General features: G+C 49.8%; 26 protein-coding genes. 21 read left to right on the top strand and 5 right to left on the bottom strand.

The window, feature by feature from the left end:
• Window positions 1-179 precede the first annotated feature (179 nt).
• From AC3Y23_RS24545 to AC3Y23_RS24515, 7 genes are all read left to right on the top strand, one after another.
• Entirely contained in the window at window positions 180-1,352 is a 1,173-nt protein-coding gene (locus AC3Y23_RS24545; protein WP_379204066.1) for a SpoIIE family protein phosphatase, read from the top strand.
• A complete protein-coding gene (locus tag AC3Y23_RS24540) occupies window positions 1,349-5,020 on the top strand; it encodes a response regulator (RefSeq protein WP_379204064.1) in 3,672 nt (1,223 codons plus the stop codon). The genes AC3Y23_RS24545 and AC3Y23_RS24540 overlap by 4 nt, the downstream gene beginning before the upstream one ends.
• Window positions 5,021-5,101: 81 nt before the next feature.
• Entirely contained in the window at window positions 5,102-5,971 is an 870-nt protein-coding gene (locus AC3Y23_RS24535; protein ID WP_379204061.1) for a CheR family methyltransferase, read from the top strand.
• Window positions 5,972-5,989: 18 nt separating this feature from the next.
• Window positions 5,990-7,660: a response regulator gene (locus tag AC3Y23_RS24530; protein ID WP_379204059.1), complete on the top strand. Its 1,671-nt coding sequence runs from the start codon at window positions 5,990-5,992 to the stop codon at window positions 7,658-7,660.
• Window positions 7,661-7,757: 97 nt separating this feature from the next.
• Window positions 7,758-8,096 (top strand): STAS domain-containing protein, encoded by a 339-nt coding sequence (locus tag AC3Y23_RS24525; protein WP_379204057.1) that lies wholly within the window; start codon window positions 7,758-7,760, stop codon window positions 8,094-8,096.
• 18 nt (window positions 8,097-8,114) lie between these two features.
• A complete protein-coding gene (gene rsbW, locus AC3Y23_RS24520; protein WP_379204055.1) occupies window positions 8,115-8,567 on the top strand; it encodes an anti-sigma B factor RsbW in 453 nt (150 codons plus the stop codon).
• Window positions 8,564-9,334, top strand: a complete 771-nt coding sequence (locus AC3Y23_RS24515) for a sigma-70 family RNA polymerase sigma factor (RefSeq protein ID WP_379204053.1) — start codon at window positions 8,564-8,566, stop codon at window positions 9,332-9,334. Before rsbW ends, AC3Y23_RS24515 begins: the two co-directional genes overlap by 4 nt.
• Window positions 9,335-9,532: 198 nt before the next feature.
• Here the strand turns inward: AC3Y23_RS24515 and AC3Y23_RS24510 are convergent, their stop codons facing one another.
• Together AC3Y23_RS24510 and AC3Y23_RS24505 are read right to left on the bottom strand one after the other, a co-directional pair.
• On the bottom strand, window positions 9,533-9,853 hold the full coding sequence (locus AC3Y23_RS24510) for a DUF5665 domain-containing protein (protein ID WP_379204051.1): 321 nt from the start codon (window positions 9,851-9,853) through the stop codon (window positions 9,533-9,535).
• Between the two features lie 139 nt (window positions 9,854-9,992).
• Window positions 9,993-10,400, bottom strand: a complete 408-nt coding sequence (locus tag AC3Y23_RS24505) for a YtxH domain-containing protein (RefSeq protein WP_379204049.1) — start codon at window positions 10,398-10,400, stop codon at window positions 9,993-9,995.
• A 318-nt stretch (window positions 10,401-10,718) separates the two neighbouring features.
• Here AC3Y23_RS24505 and AC3Y23_RS24500 point away from each other — a divergent pair, with 318 nt between their 5' ends.
• Window positions 10,719-11,726: an asparaginase gene (locus AC3Y23_RS24500; RefSeq protein ID WP_379204047.1), complete on the top strand. Its 1,008-nt coding sequence runs from the start codon at window positions 10,719-10,721 to the stop codon at window positions 11,724-11,726.
• Between the two features lie 115 nt (window positions 11,727-11,841).
• Here AC3Y23_RS24500 and AC3Y23_RS24495 read toward each other — a convergent pair whose 3' ends face one another.
• Window positions 11,842-12,066 carry a DUF1128 domain-containing protein gene (locus AC3Y23_RS24495; protein WP_379204045.1) on the bottom strand — a complete coding sequence of 75 codons (225 nt, stop codon included), beginning with the start codon at window positions 12,064-12,066 and terminating at the stop codon, window positions 11,842-11,844.
• A 151-nt stretch (window positions 12,067-12,217) separates the two neighbouring features.
• Between AC3Y23_RS24495 and yyaC the strand changes: the two genes are divergently transcribed.
• The 6 genes from yyaC to AC3Y23_RS24465 all read left to right on the top strand — a co-directional run bounded on the left by yyaC (window position 12,218) and on the right by AC3Y23_RS24465 (window position 19,653).
• Entirely contained in the window at window positions 12,218-12,775 is a 558-nt protein-coding gene (gene yyaC, locus AC3Y23_RS24490) for a spore protease YyaC (RefSeq protein WP_379204043.1), read from the top strand.
• Between the two features lie 53 nt (window positions 12,776-12,828).
• A complete protein-coding gene (locus tag AC3Y23_RS24485; RefSeq protein ID WP_379204041.1) occupies window positions 12,829-13,626 on the top strand; it encodes an alpha/beta fold hydrolase in 798 nt (265 codons plus the stop codon).
• A 222-nt stretch (window positions 13,627-13,848) separates the two neighbouring features.
• On the top strand, window positions 13,849-14,523 hold the full coding sequence (locus AC3Y23_RS24480; protein WP_379204039.1) for a DUF6483 family protein: 675 nt from the start codon (window positions 13,849-13,851) through the stop codon (window positions 14,521-14,523).
• Window positions 14,520-15,335 carry a PhzF family phenazine biosynthesis protein gene (locus tag AC3Y23_RS24475; protein WP_379204037.1) on the top strand — a complete coding sequence of 272 codons (816 nt, stop codon included), beginning with the start codon at window positions 14,520-14,522 and terminating at the stop codon, window positions 15,333-15,335. The genes AC3Y23_RS24480 and AC3Y23_RS24475 overlap by 4 nt, the downstream gene beginning before the upstream one ends.
• Window positions 15,336-15,412: 77 nt before the next feature.
• The gene (locus tag AC3Y23_RS24470) at window positions 15,413-16,594 is read left to right on the top strand and encodes a class I SAM-dependent methyltransferase (protein ID WP_379204035.1); all 1,182 of its coding nucleotides are present in this window, start codon (window positions 15,413-15,415) and stop codon (window positions 16,592-16,594) included.
• 1,067 nt (window positions 16,595-17,661) lie between these two features.
• Window positions 17,662-19,653 (top strand): O-antigen ligase family protein, encoded by a 1,992-nt coding sequence (locus AC3Y23_RS24465; RefSeq protein ID WP_379204033.1) that lies wholly within the window; start codon window positions 17,662-17,664, stop codon window positions 19,651-19,653.
• Between the two features lie 230 nt (window positions 19,654-19,883).
• Here the strand turns inward: AC3Y23_RS24465 and AC3Y23_RS24460 are convergent, their stop codons facing one another.
• Window positions 19,884-20,537, bottom strand: coding sequence for an SdpI family protein (locus AC3Y23_RS24460; protein WP_379204031.1), 654 nt, complete (start codon window positions 20,535-20,537; stop codon window positions 19,884-19,886).
• Complete coding sequence (locus AC3Y23_RS24455) at window positions 20,534-20,869, bottom strand: autorepressor SdpR family transcription factor (protein ID WP_379204029.1); 336 nt, start codon at window positions 20,867-20,869, stop codon at window positions 20,534-20,536. Before AC3Y23_RS24455 ends, AC3Y23_RS24460 begins: the two co-directional genes overlap by 4 nt.
• Window positions 20,870-21,128: 259 nt before the next feature.
• On the opposite strand from AC3Y23_RS24455, the gene uptA reads away from it, so the two are divergent.
• From uptA to AC3Y23_RS24420, 7 genes are all read left to right on the top strand, one after another.
• Entirely contained in the window at window positions 21,129-21,746 is a 618-nt protein-coding gene (uptA, locus tag AC3Y23_RS24450) for an undecaprenyl phosphate transporter UptA (RefSeq protein ID WP_379204027.1), read from the top strand.
• Window positions 21,743-22,309 (top strand): thioredoxin family protein, encoded by a 567-nt coding sequence (locus AC3Y23_RS24445; protein WP_379204025.1) that lies wholly within the window; start codon window positions 21,743-21,745, stop codon window positions 22,307-22,309. Before uptA ends, AC3Y23_RS24445 begins: the two co-directional genes overlap by 4 nt.
• 5 nt (window positions 22,310-22,314) lie before the next feature.
• Window positions 22,315-22,944 (top strand): MBL fold metallo-hydrolase, encoded by a 630-nt coding sequence (locus AC3Y23_RS24440; protein ID WP_379204022.1) that lies wholly within the window; start codon window positions 22,315-22,317, stop codon window positions 22,942-22,944.
• A 395-nt stretch (window positions 22,945-23,339) separates the two neighbouring features.
• On the top strand, window positions 23,340-23,486 hold the full coding sequence (locus AC3Y23_RS24435) for a hypothetical protein (RefSeq protein WP_379204020.1): 147 nt from the start codon (window positions 23,340-23,342) through the stop codon (window positions 23,484-23,486).
• 195 nt (window positions 23,487-23,681) lie between these two features.
• Window positions 23,682-24,215, top strand: coding sequence for an RNA polymerase sigma factor SigY (gene sigY / locus AC3Y23_RS24430; RefSeq protein WP_379204018.1), 534 nt, complete (start codon window positions 23,682-23,684; stop codon window positions 24,213-24,215).
• A 25-nt stretch (window positions 24,216-24,240) separates the two neighbouring features.
• Window positions 24,241-24,537, top strand: a complete 297-nt coding sequence (locus AC3Y23_RS24425; protein WP_379204016.1) for a YxlC family protein — start codon at window positions 24,241-24,243, stop codon at window positions 24,535-24,537.
• On the top strand, window positions 24,534-24,752 hold the full coding sequence (locus AC3Y23_RS24420) for a hypothetical protein (protein ID WP_379204014.1): 219 nt from the start codon (window positions 24,534-24,536) through the stop codon (window positions 24,750-24,752). Before AC3Y23_RS24425 ends, AC3Y23_RS24420 begins: the two co-directional genes overlap by 4 nt.
• Window positions 24,753-24,771 lie beyond the last annotated feature (19 nt).

Raw genomic sequence — 24,771 nt, 5'->3', positions numbered from 1 at the left:
CTCCAGAACCACTAGGTGTAGTGGGGCTGGAGGTTACTTTGTTGAATTCCGAAGGCAGACCTACTTCCTAGTATAATAAGGTTGTGAATGGAACCGTCTTAACAAGTATCGTATGATTATGAAGATACAGGTTGTACAGGATGTTACGGTCGATATACTACTCATGCGAGGTGAAGATAATGAGAATTCTAATCGTGGATGATAATCCGACTAATGTGATCATTATCCGTGAGATCCTGAAGAAAGAAGACTACCGGAATTTCATCACGGCCTCTTCTGCAAAGGAGATGCTGGAGCTTCTGGGCATAGACCAGAATAATCCGGAAGAACGCCCCCGTCCCTCGGACATTGATCTGATTCTGCTAGATATGATGATGCCGGAGATGGACGGGATTGAAGCTTGCCGTGTAGTTCAGCAGTACGAGCATCTCAAGGATATTCCAATTATTATGGTTACTGCTGTAGGCGATTCCAAAAAGCTGGCTGAAGCGCTGGACGCTGGGGCAGTAGACTATGTTACGAAGCCAATCAACAAGGTGGAGCTGATGGCTAGAATCCGCTTGGCACTACGTTTAAAGCAGGAGAAGGATTGGCATAAAGAGCGGGATCAGCGAATACAGGATGAACTGAAGCTCGCAGCGCTTGTGCAGAACGCTGTGCTTAGCCTGCCGATTGAGGAGGCGGATTTTGAAGTCCATGCTATTTATCAGCCGTCCTTTGAACTGGCGGGAGATTTATATGCCTGGTACGCCTTAGGGGATGGTCGCTACGGCGTCATTCTTTTGGATATGATGGGTCACGGAATCTCATCGTCACTCTTTTGTATGTTTATTGCCTCCGTGCTGAAAGACACGGTCACGACCTATGTAGAGCCGGAGAAAGTCGTGCAAGAACTGAACCGGCGTTTTAACCAGCTATATATTGAAAAATCGCTCGTGCAGTATTATTTCACAGCAATTTATATGGTTGTGGACACACGTATGCGCCGTATTGATTATGTCAATGCAGGCCATCCGCCGGCGCTTTTCTTCGAAGGCGATAGCAAGGAACCGGTGCTGCTGAAGAGCAACTGTCATCCGGTCGGTCTGTTTGATCGTATGGATGCAGAGCCGCAAAGCCTCAGCTTTGAGAAAGAAGGTCATCTCGTACTGTATACCGATGGGCTCTTGGAGATGGCAGAGGGTGAACAGGAGGACCAGTTGGACTTTATGATCGGACACCTGAGAGGTGGACATGGTTGGCGGGAAGAAGAGATGCAGGCTGCGTTCTTTAATGAAAAGCTGAATCGGGAACGCGATGATGACAAGTGCCTGGTCTGGATCTCACTGAAAAAGGAGCCGGAGAAGGAATGAAGATCAAAGCCAAACTTCTTATCGGTTTCAGTGCGTTGCTGGCAATTATGTTTGCCCTCACTCTTATTGGATATGACCGGTTAAATTATATGAACCACCAGTTAGACAGCTATCAGGACCGGTATCAGAAGGGGCGTAATTCTTCCGGAATGCGCGGAGAAGTAAATGATATGGCGCGTATATTGACAACCTCGATGTTGAATTCAGATTCCATGGCTATCGAGTCGCAAAAGAGCGAGATTAACGAGAAACTTGCCAAGGTGGATCAATATTTGGGCAACATCAAGGAATCGATGACTAGTGCGGAAGAACTTCAGATCGTCAAAAGAATCGAGAACGCCTATTCCGCTTATAAGGATTATCAGGAACGGGCGATGGTAATGCTTGCCGCTGGCGATATCCAAAGCGCCAATGCCTACCGCAATGCCAAAGGTCAGGATGTGCAGAACGAGGTGCTTGAGAGCCTGAACAACTTGTCTGACTATAACTATTATAAGCAGAATGAACAAGCTAATCAGGCGGAGCAGGCCTACCAAAGCTCCATCCAGATGGTTACCCTGATCATGATTACGGGTCTGCTGCTTGGGTTGGGAGTGATTCTGTGGGTCATTCCCAGCATTACGCGCGGCCTGAATGTGATATCGATGATGATCAGCAGCTTCGGCAACGGTAAGCTCAGGGCGATCCGCCGGATCAGAGTTACCTCCAAGGATGAGATCGGCGAAGTGGCTCGGGTGTTCAAGGAAATGGCCGAAGATATCGAGCAGAAGCAGGAGATGGAACAAGCTTACACTCAGGCACAGACCGATCAATCCTGGCTCAATGCTAATGTTGCCCAGGTCACCGAACTACTGCGTGGAGTTAGCTCGCTGGACGGAATCGCCCAGACTTTTATCAATGAATTCACCCCTATACTAAGCGCTCAGTACGGAGCGCTCTATTTGAAGGACCCCAATAATCCAGAGTCCCTGCGCAGTAGCGGCAGCTACGCCGCCGACGGCGAGAAGGAGCCGAAGGGAAGCTTCGTCATCGGCCAGGGGCTTGTCGGGCAGTGTGCTCTGGACAAGAAGCCAATCAAACTCGAACAGGCACCGGATGATTACATCAAGGTGGCCTCCGGTTTCGGTTATGCCCAGCCTGGCTACATTTCCATTCATCCTGTGTTGTTCGAGGATGAACTGCTAGGAGTATTGGAATTTGCTTCGTTTGAACCGTTTACGGCTCTGCAGACGGAACTGCTGCGCCAACTCGCGAACAACCTGGGCATTATTCTCAATAATGTGACACGTCGAATTGTTGTAGAGGAACTGCTCCGTGAATCGCAGGCGATGACAGAAGAGCTGCAATGCCAGTCGGAGGAATTGCAGACCCAGCAGGAGGAGTTGCGTCGCTCTAATGAGAATTTGGAGGAGCAGACGGAGGCACTCAAGCGCTCCGAAGAGCTGCTGCAGCGCCAGCAGGAGGAGCTGGAACATTACAATACGGAGTTGATTGCCAAGACCCGCGCCTTGGAGGAACAGGTGCAGGCAGTCGAGGAGAAGAAGAACGAGATTGAGCATGCCCGTGGTCAACTGGAGAAGCAGGCGATGCAGCTGGCTGTGACCAGCAAATACAAGTCGGAATTCCTGGCGAATATGTCCCACGAGCTGCGGACTCCACTGAACAGTCTGCTGATTCTTTCGCAGCTGCTCACGGAGAACAAGGAAGGTAATCTTAACGATAAGCAGGTTGAATTTGCACACACCATCTATATGTCAGGCGCGGATCTGCTGAAGATGATCGACGAGATTCTTGATTTGTCCAAGGTCGATGCTGGCAAAATGGAACTGAACCACGAAGAGATCCGGCTGAATGATCTGAACAGCTTCGTGAAGCAGAATTTCGGTCCGCAGGCCCTCAAGAAAGGTCTGTCCCTGCGCACAAACTTCAATGATCCGCTGCCGGAGATCATTATTGCCGACAGCCACCGATTGAAGCAGATTTTGCGGAATTTGCTCTCCAATGCTTTCAAGTTCACAAGTGAAGGATTTGTCGAGTTTTCTGTAAGCCCAGTAACAGGGGACCTGCCTCTCTATTTACCTACTGAAGCCGAATACATCGCTCTGGCTGTGAAGGACAGCGGCATCGGTATTCCGGCGGATAAGACGGACCTCGTGTTCGAAGCGTTCCAGCAAGTGGACGGAACGACCAGTCGCAAATATGGCGGCACGGGCCTTGGCTTGTCTATCAGCCGCGAGTTGGCTCGTTTGATGGGCGGGGCGATCGTGTTGGATTCCCGGGAAGGGCAGGGCAGCACATTCACCCTATACCTGCCGGTCCAAGCGAATTACAGCCAGCTAATGGGGGCATCAGAGGCCGCCGCAGCGAGTGAAGCAGCGACGCTGGCCGGCTATGTCGAAGATCTGCTGCCAGTCAAGACCACCAATGCTTTTACTGTCTCAGAGGTTCAGGAGATGGTCGTTGTAGAGGATGATCGGGAGGATCTCAATACCAGTGATAAAGTGCTGCTGATCATTGAAGATGATGAGAGCTTTGCGAAGATACTGCTCGGTATGGCCCGTGGCCGTGGTTTTAAAGGGTTGGTGGCTCTTCAGGGAGATACCGGGATGGGGATGGCCAAGTCCTACTTGCCAGATGCCATTATTCTCGATATCCAGTTGCCGGTTATGGATGGCTGGTCAATCTTGCGGGAGCTGAAAAGTTCCTCACAGACCCGCCATATCCCTGTTCATGTCATCTCCGTCAGCGACGAGGTGAAGCAGGGACTCATGATGGGCGCGATGGCCTATCTTCGCAAGCCCTCTTCCCGCGAGGCACTGGAGCGGGCATTCTCGCAAATCGAGAACTATACATCCAGTACACTCAAGCATCTCCTGATTGTGGAGGATGATGAGATTCAGCGCCTCTCCATCATGGAGCTGATAGGCCATGATGATGTCGCCATCACCGCGGTATCTAGCGGCGGTGAAGCGCTGGCTGAGCTGCGCAAGCAGAAATACGACTGCATGGTGCTGGATCTCATGCTTGAGGATATGAATGGCTTTGAGCTGCTGGATCAGATTCGCGATGATGAGGAACTGAATGATCTGCCGATCATCATCTACACCGGCAAGGATCTCGACAGCAAGGAAGAGATGCGGCTGCGCAAATACGCGGAGTCGATCATCATCAAGGATGTCCGCTCCCCGGAGCGGCTGCTGGATGAGACTACGCTGTTCCTGCATCGGGTGGAGGCTAATTTACCGGAAGACAAGCGTATGATCTTACAGAAGCTTCATAACAAAGAAGAACTATTCGACGGCAAAAAAATACTGCTCGTTGATGACGATATACGGAATGTATTTGCCCTGTCCAGTGTACTGGAAGGCTACAATATGGAAGTTAAATTCGCTGAGAACGGCCGTGAAGCATTGGACCTGCTCGTGGAGCAAGAGGATTTCGACCTGATCCTGATGGATATGATGATGCCGGAGATGGACGGATATGAGGCCATGCGCCGGATTCGTGAGATGCCGCAGTATCAGAAGCTGCCGATTATCTCGCTTACAGCGAAAGCTATGAAAGAGGATCGGGCTAAATGCATAGAGGCCGGCGCCTCCGATTATATCAAGAAACCGATCGAGACAGATCAGCTTCTTTCATTAATGCGGGTGTGGTTGTATTCGTAGCCACGATTTTGGGGTAATAGTTGTAAAGATTAATAAACAGACCATCTCTGGATGGTGCAGTAGCAAGGAGTCAGGATAATCATGACCGCAATGGATCACGGATATGAGAGCCAACCTGCATTGACCGGGGGCAAGAACGAATTAGAGCAAATTGAGATTGAACTGCTCCTCGACGGGGTACATCGTTTATACGGATATGATTTTCGTAATTATGCGCTGCCTTCCTTGAAGCGGCGGATTTGGCATCATGTCCATGCAGAGAATCTATCGAGCATATCCGCTTTGCAGGAGAGAGTGCTGCATGACCGGTCCTGTTTTGAACGTTTTGTCTACAGTCTTTCTATTCCCGTAACGGAAATGTTCAGGGACCCAGGGCTGTTTCTCACCTTTCGTCAGAAAGTCATTCCGCTCCTGCGAACCTACCCTTACATTCGCATTTGGCATGCTGGCTGCTCTACAGGCGAAGAAGTATACTCCATGGCGATTTTGCTGCATGAGGAGGGGCTGTATGACAAGGCGCGCATCTACGCGACGGACATGAATGACCGGTCCTTGCAGCAGGCCAAGGAAGGCGTATACGAAATCAGCAAAATGCAGCAGTATACCAAGAATTATCTCGAGGCGGGCGGGACCCGCGCATTTTCAGAGTACTATACAGCAAAATACAACTCGGTGATTTTGCAGCCTTATTTGCGCAAAAATATTATTTTTGCCGAACATAATCTGGCTACAGATACTTCATTTAACGAATTCAATGTTATTTTCTGCAGAAATGTAATGATCTACTTCAATGATGAGCTACGAGACCATGTGCACGGGTTGTTTAATGAAAGCCTTGGCCGATTCGGCGTGCTCGTGCTTGGCTCGAAGGAATCCATTCATTTCACCAGGTACAGCGATAGTTACGAACCCCTGGACAGGGTAGAGAAAATCTATCGGAAGATCAAATAGTGTGCGTAGGAGGGTCCCATGGGGTTTCAAGAGCCGATTCATATACTGCTGGTAGACGACCGTCCTGAAAATTTGCTGGCGCTGGAGGCAGTGCTTGAGAGCCAGCAATATAAGCTTGTCAAAGCCACCTCCGGCGAGGAAGCGCTGCGGTGTTTATTGAAGTATGAGTTCGCAGTTATTGTACTGGACGTACAGATGCCGGGTATGGATGGCATTGAGACCGCCAAGATGATCAAGGCCAGAGATAAGACCAAGGATATCCCGATTATTTTCGTTTCAGCTAACAGTAGAGAGGCGGAGCATCTGTTTGCCGGATACTCCGCCGGGGCTATTGACTATATGGTGAAGCCGTTCATTCCGCAGATTTTGAAATCCAAGATTGAGGGCTTTGTCGATATGTATTTAACGAGTAAGAAGCATCAGACCCAAACCATGCTGCTGCAGCAGAAGACCCAGGAACTGGAGCGGATCAACGGGGAATTGATCAAGGCCAAGGAAGAGGCGGAGATCGCGGCCAAAGCCAAGACAGAATTCCTGGCCATGATGAGCCATGAGATCCGTACGCCGATGAACGGTGTCGTGGGCATGATCGACCTGCTGATGGAGACAGAGCTTGAGCCAGAGCAGAAGGAATATACCGAAATAATCCGCAAGAGTGCCGACACATTGATTACCGTTATTAACGATATTCTTGATTTCACGAAGATGGAGTCCGGCAAAATGGAGATGGAGGAGCAACTCTTTGAGTTGCGAACCTGTATACAGGAGGTCTTCAACCTGTTCGCGATGGAAGCCGGGAAGAAGAACCTGGAGTTGGCCTATTTCATTGACTACAAGCTTCCAAGATTGTTGTACGGTGATATGGCGCGCCTGCGCCAGGTGCTTATCAATTTGGTGGCGAATGCCGTCAAGTTCACCAATCAGGGTGGAGTGTATCTGGTTGCGTCTGCTGTGCAAAGCAAGGATAATAAAGTTGTAGTAGAATTTACGGTTAAGGACACGGGCATCGGGATTTCCCCGGAGAAATGCGACCGGCTATTCCAGCCGTTCTCGCAGCTTGATTCCTCCATGACACGCAAATATGGGGGAACCGGTCTAGGTCTCGCCATCTGCAAGTCCCTTGTAGGGATGATGGGCGGCGATATTCGAGTCGAATCGATGGAGGAGAAGGGTGCTACGTTTGTCTTTACCATTCAGGCAACGTTACCCGAAGGGGAATTGATAGGCAACGGAGAGAAGGAAGCAGCAGCCCATACCTTCCCAAGTGAGGCGGAGCGGAGCAGGGTACTTATTGTGGATGACCACCCCATCAATCAGAGGCTGATGGTCAGTATGTTGCACAAGCTGGGCTTTGAGGCTGATGTCGCCGAAGACGGCAGACAGGCCGTGTCCCTGGCGCTGAAGCATACTTATGAGTTTATCTTTATGGACCTGCAAATGCCGGTGATGGACGGCCTGGAGGCTACTGCTGAGATCCGGCGTGGAAGCGGACCGTCTGCTGGAACAGCTATTATTGTTGCGATGACAGCCAATGTCATGGAGGGCATACAGAATCGCTGCCAGGCTTCCGGAATGAATGATTACATCAGCAAGCCGCTCAAGATGGGTAGTATCAAACAAATCATTTCACGGTATTCCCGAAAGGATGCTCTGATGAATGAGCATGGGACGTCCATTAATCATGCGTAATTCAGCAAATGCTAGAGTCTGAATAACCGTTTTTTTGTTTCAAAAGTATGCCTTTAGGGTTATTGGTAAAGAAATCATATATCAGGAGAGAATGTCTATGAATACACATAAAAGCGAGAAATTTCATGCAAAGACAAAGACCGAAGGCAGTGTATGTACAGTTTTCCTAAGCGGGGAACTCGATTTGTCGGTTGCTCCTGATTTTCGTCTTGTCATGGAGCCGCTTGTGGGTGAAGCTGGGCTGGACCTCGTCATTAATCTTAAAGAATTAAGATATATCGACAGCACGGGCATCGGAATTCTGCTCTCGATCCTGAAAGCCAGACATGGTATGGATGTTAAATTCATGGTGGAGGAAGTTCCTCCGCAAATTCAGAAGCTGTTTGATATGACTGGTATTGCCAAGTTTTTTGCTCCCCAAGAGAATTCCCACTAGGAAAGGACCGAACAAAGAATGAGTGATGATGTGCAAAGAGTAGTTCTCCAGTTGCCGGCCAGCGCAGAATATGTCGATATCGTCAGATTAAATCTATATGGTATTGCTTCGAAAATGGGTTTTACGTACGAGGACATTGAAGATATGAAAGTTGCCGTATCGGAAGCGTGTAATAACTCCGTGCTGTATGCCTACGGACAGGATGACGGATTGGTGGATGTGATTTTCGAAGTTGGAGCAGATGCACTGTCCATTACAGTCAAAGATGAAGGGGAGAGCTTTGACGGCGTGGATTCGGCTGCTGAGCGCACGACACTGCACGATAAAGAGCTGAGTGACGTTCAGGTCGGAGGTCTGGGATTCTACCTGATGCAGGCATTGATGGACGATGTCAGCGTAGTAAGCGAAGCGGGGAAAGGGACGGTGGTTACCTTGACCAAGCGGCTTCATTTTAGTGAGGAGAAAGTATGAATGAAAAAGCGACTCCCCCCGAGTCCATGAATGAAGCAGTGAACCTGATCTCGGAATACCAGCAAAGCAAAGATAATGAAATAGCCACCACATTGATTCAAAAATACGAGCCTATGGTCAAAATGGCTGCTGGTAAAATCGCCCGCAATCGTCCCGACCTTTATGAGGATCTGTACCAGGTCGGCCAGATGGCGCTGATCCGGCTACTGCAGCAATATGATATCAGTTTGGGAATTCCTTTCGAACCCTATGCCATGAAAAGTATGATCGGGCATATGAAGAATTTCCTGCGCGATAAATCCTGGTACATACAAGTTCCGAGACGGATCAAGGAGAAGGGCGCTCTCGTTCAGCAAGCGATCGACGAATTGACGATCCGGCTAGAGCGTTCGCCTGCAGTGGATGAAATCGCCCACTATCTCGACCTGTCTGTGGAGGAAACAGTAGAAGTACTGGCGGGCAGGGAATGTTATCACTATGTGTCGCTGGATTCACCGCTTTCTCAAGAGGAGACTGGCGCTACACTTGGCGAGCTGATCAGTTCGGAAGCCAACGATTTCGAAACGGTGGAGAAACGCATGGATTTGCAGCAAGCACTCGGCCAATTAAAGGAGCAAGAGCAGCAAGTGCTGCTATTGGCCTTCCAGGATGGGCAATCCCAGCGGGCTATCGCGCAGAAGCTGGGTGTTTCGCAGATGAGTGTCTCGCGGATTCAGAAGCGGGCCACCGAGAAACTGAAGCAAATCATGTCCAATTCTTTCTATTGAACAAGAAGCGGATATTACTTATGATGAATAGAATCGATGACGCCGTCTGCACGCTATTGCTGAAAGAATGATAGGGTATGCTATTCTCCGGAGTGGAGAGAAGCATACCCTTTGTTGTGTCAACATATGAAGGCCATCTGCGAACACCATTTATCGTAACAATTCTTGAAGGAAGTTCAGGCACAGACAGCAGGGGCGTTAATTGTTGGCATCAATATATTTTTTGATCTCGGCCAGGTAATCTCCGATAACTGGTACATTAATGAACAAACTGGCTATATAACCAAGCAGACCAAGGATGATGAATGTTCCTAGTGAAAGTCCGAGTCCCCGGGAAACGCCAGCCATCAGGTTGGTGATAATTCGTTTTTTCGGGTTAGAATAGTTTTCGAGAATATCTTTGATTTCTGATCGTTCCAGCGAATTAGCAATTTGGTCGAGCCGTGTATTTAGCCGTTTGACCTCATGCCTTAGCTCAAAGGGATGCTCGTCCAATTCATAGGTTTTGCTTCTGTTCATTGAATCTCCCATATTGCTTCCCTGCTTTCTTTAGCGGCAATATTTTAAGTTCAATCTATCCTGAAGACATGGCAATAGCCAGCTACGGTGAGCTGGCTATTGAATCAATGGAGCATAGCTGGTTTTCACCGTCGTTCCATTAGGAGGATTTAGAAGCATCTTGCACATCCGAGGCCACGCTGGCGGAAGCTTCGCTAACCGTATCGCCGATCTTTCTTCCAGTGTCCTGCAGAGTGGCTGCGATTTGCTGTTTACTGTCACTGACGGTAGTATAAATGTCGGAGGCTTTGGTCGAGACCGTGCTGGCAAGGTCAGAAGCCTTTTCGCCTACGGAAGTTGCCAGCGCTTTGGTCTTATCCGTCACGGCCCCTGCTACCTCCTTGGTCTTGTCTGTGGCAAGCGATAGCTTGTCCGACAAATCGCTGCGGATCTCGCGGCCAGGCTTGGGGGCGAACAGTAGGGCGGCTGCCGCGCCGATCAATCCACCAATAAAGACACCTTTTAGGAAGTTGCTACCGTTCTCTGTTTCATGCTCTACGTTACTCATCACCGATCACTCCTTATCAGAATAGGGTATTCCAGATCGGAAGACGAACAATTGCCGTCTCCTGCATCGGAATCTCAGGGGAACCTGAAGTTATCTTACTTGGTATATAAACGTTAGTGTATAAGCTGAAACAGCAAATCAGCAAGGGAACGATTAACGGAGAAATCCGCAGATTGGACGCTACAGAACGACTCTTAAGCACATAAACGGCTGTTTTTGCGGCTTTACAAACAACCCGGAAAGCCGAAAGATTATATAGTTTCTTGGGATTAAATATGAATTATTTTATAGAAGTTTTTAGAAAAGAGGAGAGACATCATGGAAACAGTGTTGGTGCGAGAATACCGGTCGGATTTGCTGGAGTGTGTTCATAGTGGACATATCGCCATCGTCGGTGAGGGGGGGCAATTAAAGGGATACGCTGGAGATCCCGGTTTTGTTTCCTTTACCCGTTCAGCAGCAAAACCTATGCAGGCCATTCCCGGTATCCGTGGTGGAATCGCTGAGCATTATGGCCTCACACCGCCGGAAATTGCACTTATGACGGCTTCCCACCGGGGCGAAAGCTATCATGTGTCTACACTGGAGAGCATCTCGGCTAAGGTCGGCATTGAGGAATCTACTATGATTTGCGCGACTAGCTATCCGCTGGACCGCAGCAGTCGGGAAGAAGCCATCCGTGGCTATAACAAGCGAAAAATTTATCACAACTGTGCCGGTAAGCATATGGGTATTCTGTCCTACAGCAAGCTGAAGGGCTTGCCGCTGGATGAATACGACCAGCCGAGTCATCCGGTTCAACGTGAAATTATAGATACAATTGCAGACTTGGCGGACATAGCTTCGGAGAGCATTGGGCTCGGAACGGATGGCTGTGGCTTGCCCGTATTTGCCCTCCCTCTGACGGCACTCGCTAATGCCTACCTGAAGATGGCCTGTCCCGATCTTATTGACGACGAACCAACCCGTGAGGCGGTCAAGGTCATTACTTCGGCTATGAATGCTCATCCAGAGATGGTGGCTGGTCATGGACGGCTGGATTCTATTCTGCTGGCAGATGATAATATCATTGCCAAAGGTGGCTTCAAGGGGGTCTATTGCTTCGCGCTACGCCGGGAGCGGCTGGGGATCTCGTTCAAGATTCTCGATGGTTCTGAGGAAGAGTGGGGCCTGATCGTCTATAGCATTTTGGAACAACTGGGATACAGCGAGCAGACTACGATGGAAAAGCTCCGTGCAGCCTTCACAGGAATGATTTATAATGACGGCGGAACAAGAGTCGGGCATGCAGAGACGGTGTTCAAACTACAGTCTAATCTCGATTAATGCATGATTGACAGCGAATTACAGTGAACTTTGCTTTGTTTAATTGAAAAAAAGCCCCTTGTCTTCATGGCTCATTCGCGGAATGGACCAGAACAAGGGGCTTTTGTCTACGCTGTTACTTGCGGCGAAGACGACCAAGCTCGGACACCAGCGCCTCTACTTGGGAAATGCTGAGTCTGTCGCTACCCATAGCGACTTCATACACATCGAAAATATCCTCATAGTTATCTACCGAGAACGCGGAAGCCTGCATCGCGGCTGCGCTGGCCATTTTCAGCTTATCCTTGATAGCTTCAATCATATATTCAACATTTTCCTGACTTGGCTGTGTCAAATCCATTGGGTTTATTACATCCTCTCTGACCATTGATCCATGTATTTTACCATGTTTGCAGGGGGCACCACCATTTTTTTGTCCAGGAGGATGAAATCGTGTAGAATGATAAAAGCATTTTGGAATAACGGAGCAAGAGAACAAGGAGGTGGGGCAGATGGGAATCAGGGAGCAAGAGGATGGACGCCGCTATAAAAAGGACGCGGAAGGGCTGACCGCTTTCTTTCGCGAAATTGCAGCTCTTCATAGTATGGAACAGGTAACCTTTCTCTGTATTGGAACGGATCGCTCCACCGGAGATGCGCTTGGCCCGTTAACAGGCAGTAGGCTGCTGGAATATGGCTTTCCGCATGTAATCGGCACATTGCCAAAGCCCTGTGATGCAGATAATTTGGCTGCACGGGTGGCTTCGATCCCACCAGAACAGATTATTATTGCTGTAGATGCCTGTCTGGGGACGCTGCTCACACGGGGGAGTTATCTCGCTGCGGTGGGACCCTTGCAGCCAGCACAGTCGGTCGGTCTGAAGCTTCCGGCTGTTGGGCATTACAGTATAGCGGCTATTGTGGATGTTAACGGCCCCAAGCCCTATCATACTTTGCAGACCACGCCGCTGCACCGGGTGATGATCATGGCAGAGCAGATTGCGGAAGCGGCTGCCACAGGTTTCGGTCTGGAAGCTTATGGGCGTTTCAAGGGAAGTAGTTTGGCTTAAATATATATATCTAACGTGCTTCATAATCTTCTACATAGAAAGAAGGAGCAGCCATGGAAAAAGTTCGATATGAAGGAAGCACGATCTGCTACAGTGATCAGGGTAAGGGTGAAGTCATTGTTCTGCTGCACGGATTTTGCGGCAGCGCTGAATATTGGGAGAAGGTGATCCCTCGTCTAAGCAGCAGTTATCGCGTCATCACACCTGACCTGCGCGGACATGGTGAATCGGATGCTCCGCTAGGAGCGTACACAATTGAGAGTATGGCGGACGATGTGCTTGCGCTGCTGGATGCCCTGGAGTTGTCCAAGGTGACACTGCTTGGTCATTCGCTGGGCGGTTATGTTGCGCTGTCCTTTGCCCAGCGGCATGCGTCCCGGTTGACAGGCTTTGGACTGATCCATTCGACAGCCTATCCGGATACGGAAGAGGCGAAGGAGAAACGGCTGAAGAGTGTAAGCACCATTCAGAATGAAGGAATTAACGTGTTTGTAGACGGGCTTGTACCAGGTCTATTCGCCCCCGGTACAGTGGAGTCTTCGCCGCATCTGCTAGAGCGTGCGAAGGAAATCGGTTATAGAACACCTCCACAGGGAGCCGCGGGAGTGGCTCTGGCGATGCGCGAGCGCCCGGATCGCCGGGATGTACTCTCGGCCAGCGAGCTGCCTATTCTACTGGTGGCCGGTGCGGAGGACAGATTGGTTCCTGCGGAGCGAACCTTTACATCAGACAAGCCGAACGTCACACAGGCTACGATTGCAGGCGCGGGTCATATGAGTATGATGGAAGACCCCGAGCGGTTGTCGGAGATTATCGCGGATTTTGTGGACAAGGCTGTGGCTATAAATTAATATCTGATCTCCAAGAAGGCAAAGAGGCAGCACCCGCAGATTTGCGGAGCGCTGCCTCTTTGCCGTTCATCTACCATGCAGTCCGTCCGATCGAGTGTTTTTTGTCAAGCCGTTGTCCATCGTATAAGATGGAAGCAGAAGCACACAGCTGAGCAAGAAAGAGGCAGCGTGGCGGCTGGGAGTTTGTAATCGCGGCTGCGGCAATAGAAAGGAGTGTAGGGTATGTTCCGGAGAGATTATATTGTTCGCATGATTGAGGATATGACAACGATGGTGGCAAAGGTCCTTACGTTGAAGCAGGAACGAAAGACGACGGAAGCCTTATGGGAAGTCGATGAATTACTGAACAGGCATTTCCGGCTCAATTCCCGCCTTTTAAATTCATTGTCTGTGGAGGATGTTATTGAGATGTTCCGTTTAGGCGGCATCATTGAATCCGATAAACTTCAGGGAGTAGCCAGACTGCTCAAAGAGGAGAGCGGAATCTACACGGCTGCAGGCAACAGGGAAGAAGCGCTATTCCGGTCTATGCGGGCACTACATCTGTACTTGTACGCCGATATGCATGGTGCTGACCGGAGCCTTTTATCGATGACAGAGGAAATTGATGAACTCCTGCAAGAGGTCCAGGGCTATCGGATCCCAGCCAAGACAGAGCGGCTTCTGCTGCCCTATCTGGAATCCCAAGGCCGTTATAGTAAAGCGGAGGACAGCCTGTACCGGTTGAGAGAGCAAGGGGAGAATGTAGCTGCTGAAGGGAAGGCTTGGTATGAACGGCTGCTGCTTAAGGACCCCGAAGAACTGGAGAGGGGACAGTTGCCCCTTGAGGAAGTCAAGCAAGGATTGCAGGAATGGAATCGACTGACTGCCCGGGAAAAGGAGTGGGAGCTGCAATGAGCCTGCCTTTATTCATTGTTGATGCATTTGCAGATCAAGCTTACTCTGGCAATCCGGCCGCCGTATGCCTACTGAAGGGCCCTGCCGGAGAGGACTTTATGCAACAGACCGCCGCAGAAATGAATCTGTCAGAGACAGCCTTTCTCTGGCCGGAAGCCGGTGCATATCGGCTGCGCTGGTTCACACCAGTTACGGAAGTGAAGCTATGCGGACATGCTACGCTGGCGAGTGCACATATACTGTGGGAGACTGGAGTGTTGGCTCCCGGTGAGGAGGCTAGGTTCCATACATTAAGCGGACTCCTGGTAGCAAGACGGGAGGCTGAAAAGATCAGCCTCTATTTTCCGCCCTATGAACTTACACCGGTGCGGGAGGTACCGGGACTGACAACTGCACTCGGTATACCAGAGAGACATGTCTCACAGATCATGCAGTACGCTGACAATCTACTGGTTCATGTGGATCAGGAATCCATGGTTCGGGAACTGAAGCCTGACTTTACGCTGCTGGCTGGACTTGCTGTAAGGGCTGTTTCGGTTACAGCTGAGAGTAAGGAAGAAGGCATTGATTTCGTCTCGCGCTTCTTTGCCCCTAAAATGGGTGTGAATGAAGATCCTGTAACCGGCTCTGCACATACCGCACTCGGTCCTTATTGGGCCGCGAGATTGAATCGTTCCCGTCTGAATGCCTATCAGGCCTCCCCACGCGGCGGTTATCTGCTGTTAGATGTCGACACGGATACGATCACCCTAACTGGTCATGCCATCACAATACTCAAAGGGCAATTACAAGTAGAGCCGGTCGGTTTATAACCAGTATTGTTATGACATGCTATAATAGATGAACTATCAGGAGAACATGGTTCTCCATTTTTAATACCGAAAGCGAGATGTGCCCTGTGGAATCTTTGAAAGCTCTTATTGAACAAGTGATCAGTGACCGTACGTTAATTACGGCGACGCTGAGTCAACTGCGCAGCAAAGGCGAAGTCGCCTACAACAAGGTGGTAATCAAACCTGTTGAGTTAAAAGGCAAGCTGCATTATCAGTTCGCCTACTATATTGGACCAAAGGTGGAGCATCGCAACATCCCGGCCGAAGAGGCTGCCGAAGAGATGACTCTGCTACTCCGAGAGACCTTCCGCCAAGGGCTGATCTGTACCATAGAAGCCGATTATCAAGTGCTGATTAGCAAGAAGTACAAGGTCTCCATTCTGACGAAGTCCCCAACCAAGCAGGAAAAGCCGGACCTGGCCCATAACCGCCGCAAGCGTTATGTCCTGGAGGACGGGAAGCCGGTACCATTCCTCGTCGAGCTGGGGATCATGAACAGTGAAGGCAAGGTGTTGGCGAAAAAATACGACAAGTTCCGGCAGATCAATCGCTTCCTGGAAATGGTGGAGGATGTACTGGCCGATCTGCCAACCGGACGTCCGCTGACAATCGTGGATTTTGGCTGCGGCAAATCATATTTGACCTTCGCGTTATATCATTATTTGAAGGTGCGCGAGAAACGCGAGCTGAACATTGTTGGTCTGGATCTGAAAGTCGATGTTATCGCACATTGCAGCGAGCTTGCTGCAAAGCTGGGATACGATCAGCTTCGTTTCCTGGTAGGCGATATCGCCAAGTACGACGAACTAGAACAAGTCGATATGGTCGTCACACTCCATGCCTGTGATACCGCGACGGATGCTGCGCTTGAAAAAGCTGTTCGTTGGGGCGCTTCAGTCATCCTCTCCGTACCTTGCTGCCAGCATGAGCTGTTCGCACAGGTCGAGAATGAAGTGCTGAATCCGCTGCTGTCGCACGGCATTCTGAAGGAACGATTCTCTGCGCTGGCGACAGATGCTATTCGTGCCAAACTGCTGGACCTTCTCGGCTACCGGAGTCAGCTTTTGGAGTTTATCGACCTGGAGCATACGCCGAAGAACATCTTGATCCGTGCTGTCCGCAGTGCTGGAGGCGATAATGCTGCCAAATGGCGCGAGTATACCGCCTTCCGCGATTTCCTTGGCGCCAAGCCGTATCTGGAACGCGCATGTGCAGATTTGCTGCCGTCAGAGGCGTAGGAAGCTGCGTCTCCAAGTCGTAATAGTTGACAATGACGGACTACCTCTTGCCAAGATCATAAGTTCGAATGATATCGTTTTGAAAATGGACGGGCCGTACACTATAGATTACAGCGACATTGTGTTGAGCGTTAACGGGGCAAATGCCATAAGGTTCAACGATATTGTGTTGAAATAAAGTGACCATAGACCATAAGCTCCAACGAAATTGTGTTGAGCATAAAACTGGTCACACCATAAGTTCCAGCGACATTTCGTTGAGCATAAACAGTCTCAATCGTGTCCGCAATCGTTGAGCTCAACCTAAAAATGACCTCAGAATCCACGCTTCAGTGGAGGACGAGGTCATTTTTTGTAGCAAAATTCCGGCTCAATGTTATAATCAGCGCCAGCTAAAGCAACTTCAAATAAGCAACTTCATCATAGAGCTTCATCAGAACAACTTCATGGAGTTAACTTTATGGAACTAACCATATAGTAGGTTGGAGCTCATTAATGAGAGCTACCGGACTGTATAGCCGTTATTTGCCGCATAAAGTTGCTTTGGAGATGTAGTGGACTCAGATGACGCTATTTCCTTCTAGACAGCGGTATTTGGACAGTATTTCTCGCCATAGCGCCTTTGGAGTCCGTTAGCTTCCTGATTGGTTGGATCTATAAGCAATAAGGTCTCTGGAGTCCGTTTCTTGACGAAGCAAGCACTGATTATGAGAGGAATCCCAGATTCCAAAACAAAAAAATCTATCGAATATAAAATTTATATCGAAAGGATTGCGATATCCCTTTTGTATAAAAGCTAGGCTGGGAATACTGGTGAGCATCATGTAGTACAGGGGACTTTCCAAATGTTCAATAATCAACACAAAATTTCAGTGCAAACCACGTTCTTATATCTGTGTGCAGCAATGGTCGTAGCTGCAGGAATAGCAGCATGTCTGCTACGAGGATTTTTTTTCACGCGAGAAATCTATTTTTTTCTGACCGTATGGTTTGTGTTGTGCTGCTTGCTTCTTTTGCTGAAGCTAGTGTTATTAGAGAGAGGTAGGAGCAGAGCCAATAATCGGGCAATGATCTACATTGTGCTTTCCAGCCCTATTATTATTCTTTGCCTTTACGTCATTCATTGGCTGCGTGGTCCGTTGTCGGCACAGGCCAATCTTGATGAAATACTGCGCTGGGCGCTGTACGGTAGTTTTGCTCTGATTGCCTACAACAGCGCGGACAGCAAGGGCGCTACCCAGATTTTGACTGCTGGTTGGCATGGACTTGGTTTGACACTATGTCTTAGCGCATTGCTCCCACTATGCACTAGCTTGACGCTTCCCTTTAATGTAGCCTATACCAGCACCCCGGATGTCAGTGTAACAGGTGCACGGCTCGCTGGCCTGCTGCAATATCCCAACACCTTTGGTGCGGTCATGGCAGTTTTTTTGCTGGAGCGACTCTTTGCAGTCGCGGGGGGGTATGGAAGTGCAGAAAGTGGAGAGGCGCTACTAAGGCAGCAGCGGCGGCTGTGGCAACTCCCGTGTACCGCCAAGTTGCAGCGCCAGTGGGGGCAATTCTCGCATGCCCCCAAGTTGCGGCGTCAACGTCAGCAATTCCCGTACGCCGCCAGGTTGCTGCGCCAGCTGCCGCTATTCCCGTACGCCGCCGCGCTGCTGCTCAGCGAGTCGCGCGGCGCATGGCTGGCGGCGGCTTGCGCATGCGCCGCCGCTCTGGCATTGAAGCGGCGGCTGATCGCGCCGCTTCTGCTCACAGGCGCCGCGCCCGTGGCTAGCGCGGCGCTGTTCTACCGCCAATTGGCCGCTGCCGGCCTGGCGGTAAAGCCCTTGCCCGGCCTGCTGCTGCTGGCCGGGTGCTGGGCCGGCGCTGTGCTAGCCGGCCTGTGGCTGGAGCGCCGCTGGCACAGCGCGGCGCAAGGGACCCGGGCCGCGCTGCTGGCACTCGCGGCCGCGGGCTGGACGGCGGGGGGAACCGCCGTCCTGACGTACATGAGCGCGCGTATCACCGGACCGTCGTCCACGGTCGCCGCGCGCGGCCTGTTGTACCGCGATGCCCTGCGCCTCGCGGGTGAAGCCCCTTGGCTGGGGCGCGGGGGCGGAACGTGGCGAAATATGTATCTCGCCATTCAGTCCCGTCCCTATGTTGGCAGCCAGACCCATAACGGCTACCTGGATCTACTGCTGAACCTAGGCGTTGTCGGTTTGGCAGTGGTTCTGGTCATGCTGCTGGCTGCTGCATATTCTCTAAGAGCGGCACCGCATCTGCTGGCACCATTTCTGGTCCTGGTTCTGCACAGTGCCGTTGATTTTGACTGGAGCTATGGCTTGGTCTGGCTGCTGCTCTTCTGGTTGCTGGCGTTGGCTGTTTCCCCAAGAAGAGAACCGGCCGCCTCGTTGTGTCCAATGTCATACAGCCCGATTCAAAGGCATTCCCGCTGGATAGCAGGGGGATTAGTGTGTATTTTGCTCTTGATATTAGGAGTCAGCTCATTCCGGGCAGACCGGGGCGCATTATTATATCGTGCAGCGCTCAACGCGCCTGGGCCTGCGGAGAAGGTCAGCCTGTTGAAACGATCCATGAACTGGAACCCGTGGTCTTCCGAGACGTGGCTTGAGCTTTCAAGGCTGGTACCAGATGGACAGCGCGAAGCTGTATTACAAGCGGGTCTCCAGGGATCACAGCACCATGCAGGATTGAACTGGGAAATGGCAGAGCTATACATGAGGAGAAGTCAGCCGCGAACTGCGGTATATTGGATTCGCAAAGCCCTGGGGACGGATACGTATAACTATTTCAAATGGACTAAGGCTGTAGAAGGAGTATGGGAGTTGGGACGTAACAGATTTCAGTCCGGGGACAAAGAAGAAGCTGTCCGGATCGCCAACTCCGGTATGGAATTGCTGCGGGAATACAGATTGCTTGAATTGAATAGTGGAGGAAAGGGGAATGATCGACATTTCCGAATGACCGCGCAAGCTGAGGTGGCAGGTCAGAAGCTGCAATGGCTGTTGACAAAAGGTCAGCAAGTCGCTCGGAAGAACCCTCTGTATCCGTAATCGACTAGTTTAGCGTCAACACTCGGATTTTATCCTGTGATGCAGAAAAGAAGCAAAAGCAGCAACAATCCTAAAGGGTAGACGTACAATTCACATCTTGGATCGCTGCTGCTTTGAATTTTTGTTTACACGCTATATAAGACTATATATGAGGAAATTAAGATCTAAATGTAAGGACTGGATTTAGGGATCGGTTGTCACTATGGTGATTGACTGGACTTCCAGACGATTTAGGCCTTCAGCCGCTGCGCCATCATCCACGAATAAACGACGGGAACGAGAGTGGACAGCACCAAAGCTATCACAATCACTACTGTGTTCCATATTCCCCCCGTAAATATGGATCCAATCATCAGAAGTCCGCCAATCATCCAGAGACCGCCTGCGAAACGATGTGTTTTGCGCCATACCTCGGGATTATGCAGTGTCCATGGGGTGCGAATGCCAATGAAGTAGTTATCTTTGACCTGGGGCATATAATTTCCTATAACGATAAAGAGAACCCCGATCGCACCTACTGCAATTTTGCCTACAGGAAGATTGATGTTGAGCCCGTACATGATGACCAGGACAAAAATAAAATCGAACAATAGGGCCATGGCCAGACGTGTCATAGCATAGGCATTTTCAAATTTTGCATAATTTTCTCTTCGCGGATCAATGCTGCGTATAAAATGCATTAGCAGTGGAAAGAGCAAGCCCAGCGCCCCCAGGCAGGCTATAGCCGAATTCTTGCTCCAATATCGGTTAACCTCTCCCGTAACTCCGAATTGGGCCGGAAGCTGGTCCGGCAGGGCATTGTAATTGAATAGGGCAAAACCAATTGAGGCTAGACCCAACACTACAATAAGGGTATCCTGCCATTTCCATTTGATGTTTCTCATCTTCCATCCTCCTTAGTAGCGTGATTACTCTTGCTTCTTGGATTTTTGTCGGATTTCTGTGCGTTTTCCTGCTTGCCCGTCCCCGTCATCTCCAGCAGCCAGCCAACCACCTCATCGAGAACAGTGGTGTTCAGACTATACAGAATGAATTGGCCCTGGCGCTCATCCTGCACGAGCCCAGCGTGTTTAAGGGCGTTAAGATGATGCGAGATGCTGGGCTTCGAGACGTTAAAATAATCGGCTATCTCACCGGCTGTCCTATTCTTCTCCCGCAACAGCCGAATGATTTGGCGGCGGGTAGGATCGGCCAGTGCTTTGAAGGATTCATTCATGTCTACCCAACCTTTCGATATTTAAATAATTATCTAAATATATAATAGCAATAAATTTCCTGTTCCGTCAATGATCCTATCGTCTATTTTGCAGAATTCCCCGTCATGTCCATAATGTATTGTGGAGATACATTTTCCTGTAAGTAGAAGTTGTATCCTTCCATATGCTAGAATAGGCTAAGAGAAGACTGGCTACATAGAGCATAGCGACGCAGTGAGCCCTGCCGCCTATGCAAATAAACGGAGGAGGAGCGCCTACATGCATTACATCTCTGAGCTGATCTCGAATCTTTTTGAATGGATCCAGAGTCTTGGCTATTTCGGGATTATGATCGGCTTAATGATGGAAGTTATTCCTAGTGAAATTGTTCTAGCTTACGGAGGATATCTTGTTTGGACAGGGGATATTAATTATTTCGGTGCAGTGGTATTCGGAACAATCGGGGGCGTTATTGCCCAGATTTTCGTATACTGGATCGGTCGTTACGGCGGCAGACCTGTACTGGAGAAGTACGGAAAGTACATTTTTATCTCCAAAAAGCACATTGATCACTCCGAAGAGTGGTTCAACAAATATGGGACAGGCGTTATTTTCACAGCTCGGTTCATTCCGGTTGTACGTCATGCCATATCCGTACCTGCCGGAATCACCCGGATGCCACTGGGCAAGTTCACCCTGCTTACTACACTTGCCGTTATCCCATGGAGTGCATTATTCGTGTACTTAGGTATGACTTTAGGTGACAAGTGGAAGAACATTGATGAAGTGGCTTCGAAGTATACTCACGAAATTATTCTAGGCGCTATTGCCCTTATTGTTATTTATTTTGTAATCAAGTGGTACCAATCCAAGAAGAAGAGAGGGAATGCAGCATGAAGCAAAATGTAGCTCCTAAATTTGGTCAAGGACTCACGCCCCGTCAATTCGTTGAGGGCATGACCCGCAATCAGCAGGATTTCGAAGCCTGGTATGAGAAGTTTACCTGGGAAGACGAGAGCGACCGGGAATTTTTCGAGAGCCTCAATCACCGTGATGATTTGCGTGTACTCATTCTGGCAGCGGACTGGTGCGGCGATGTTGTGCGCAATGTTCCAGTTGTATTCCATATCCTTGAGACCGCAGGAATCAAGACAGAAGTGCTTATTTTAGAAGAAAATCAGGATTTGATGGACAACTTCCTGACCATGGGCGGTCGTTCGGTTCCAATCGTTATCTTCGCCGATACCGGCGGCTATGTACTTGGACATTGGGGACCTCGTCCTGAGCATGTACAACGTCTGATGAGAGAGTTTAAGCAGGAGAATCCTGACCGCGAAGCTGCTGATTATGACAGCAAAATCGGGGATGTCCGCAAGGCAATGGGTCAAGCCTACGGGGAAGGAACGGAATCCCACGCCATTATCGCTAAAGAGCTGCGTGGCCTGATTTCCGGTTTCTAAGAGTCATGCTTAATATTCGTTCATTTACGCTTGGCCCGCTTCAGACCAATGCTTATCTGCTTACGGGGGCTGATCCAGCACGGGGCATCATTATCGACCCTGGTATGAATCCTGCTGCACTGGTGCGAAGCATAGAGGGGATGGAGATTGAAGCCATTCTGCTGACACATGCCCATTTTGACCATATGGGCGGTGTGGATGAAATCCGCAAGCTGAAGAACTGCCCAGTCTATCTGCATCCTCTGGAGAGTCAGTGGCTGGAGAGTCCCAAGCTGAACGGTTCCCTGATGTGGCCGAATCTGTCCGCTCCTTTAACTACAGCTCCGGCGGAATATGATCTTGGTGAAGGCCAAGTTTTGGACTTTATTGGACATACTTTCCGTGTCTTCCACACCCCGGGGCATTCTCCCGGCAGCGTTAGCTTCCTGTGTGGAGATGACCTGTTCTCCGGTGATGTGCTGTTCAAGCTGGGAGTAGGGCGTACGGATCTAACCGGTGGCCGGGAACGGGATTTGTTTGATTCTATTCGGGGCAAGCTCTACCGGCTGGATGGAGAGGTTAAGGTCTATCCGGGTCACGGCTCACGGACAACAATCGGGTTCGAGCGCGAGCACAACCCATACGTATCTTTATAGTCTACCGTCCCAGAAGTACCGACAAAAATCGGGGAAATACAGATGGACAAGGGACTACAAAGTTGGTACAATATTGTTAATTAAATGTAATATTTACCTCGCGAAGCACGCAGACTGTGGAATAATCCCGGTTTGCGTGTTTTTTTGTCTACATATGGATTTGAATTTCATTTACATGCTAGGGAGGACTTGGAGTGAAGGATGATATATCGGGGCACTTGGATTACGGATCCACCCAATCTCAAGGTACATACGAGCACTTATGCAGCAAGAATTGCCGCTTTTTTTCGGAGTGTCCGGAGAAAGGCGGCTTTTGTTCATTTATGGAGTACAGACAGCATGTAGGGGAAGAAAAGGCTGTTGTTATGCCTGAGGATTTGGTTAGGGAGGCCTGTTTGAGTAGAAGCTACGAAAGTGCTCATGGAGGAAATCTTACGGATCGTCGTCGTGGGAGAGAAACGTTATTCTGGTGTTTTCCTGCCGGGAAAGGCTCCATCCAGCCTTGGCGGCGCAAGCTTTGGGAGTACCAGAATAAAATATGAATCGCTGATTGAACGATGTCTCCTAGATAATCGTATTATACATGAATCAATTTCATAATGCGGATTTCAATCCGATTAGGTGCGATATCTAGTTATACCTAAACCATGTATAACTAGATATCCATGATTAGACGCTCACTTATGGATTTATGAAAATGATTCACTTGCTGACAACTTTTATGGAGGGAAGGGCCCATGGACGATCCAATGAAGGAAAGGGTACGGCAGGCTCAGCAGGGTGATGTTTCATCACTGGCGGTGCTTCTCCGTGAACATTATACCTTTCTTTACAAGTATTTGATCAAAGTGACCATGGACCCTTTGCTGGCGGAGGAAATTGCTCAGGATACCATGGTCAGATGCATGGAGAAAATCCGGGCTTACAATGGCTCCTCATCCTTTTCCTCCTGGCTGATTACGATTGCGACTCGGCTGTATATTGACCGAAAACGACGCTGGAAACGTGAGGAGCAATGGAAGCGGGAGGAGCAGGGTATTCGCTCCATTCGCTGGCAGTTTGAGAGCAAGGATGAGGAATGGAGTGACGTGCTGGATGCATTATCCAGACTGCCTTCCGCTCAGCGGATAGCGGTCCTGCTGAAACATTATTACGGTTACAGTTATGAGGAGATCGGAGAGATTTTGCAGATTCCTGCTGGCACAGTCAAATCACGGGTAGCTTATGGCCTGAATCAATTACGGAAGGAGCTGAGAGAAGACAATGAATAAGGATGCCGGGCAGGAGGAGGCGCTATTGCACAAACTTACTGAGGAGATGGATCGCCTGGATGAGCAGTATGATATTCCCCTTCCATCCCTCAGAGCGCTGGAATCTTTAATTGTGGCAGAGGAACAATCAAGACGAAAGAAGGCTCGCAAGGAAAGGTTGCTATTCTGCATCGTCTCAGTGATTCTGCTCAGCTCTACATTAACTTTACTTGGCTATGTGCCAGTAATCTATCTGACTCTTCAAGGAATTATACCGCTAGCCGCATTAGTAGTTCTGACTGTATCACGCTTCCGGCGCTGGAAAGAAGGTGCCAGGGAATGAACGAACTGCAGGATGTGCCGTTATGGGTATGGATCGTTATCGCCATTTGTTTATTTTTGCAAGGGAACTTGTTGTTTCGGGATGCAAAACGAAGAGGCAAGAAGGCCTGGTTCTGGGGATTATGGGGGATTACCGGGTTTCCCACGCCCACGGTTGTTTATCTGCTGTTCGTTATTTTGCCTGAATCCAGAAGACGAAGAGCCAATAGAAAGTAACAATGAAGGAGAGTGGGTT

The sequence above is a fragment of the Paenibacillus sp. MAHUQ-45 genome, from assembly GCF_058133325.1.
This window is presented reverse-complemented; position numbering and strand designations above follow the sequence as displayed.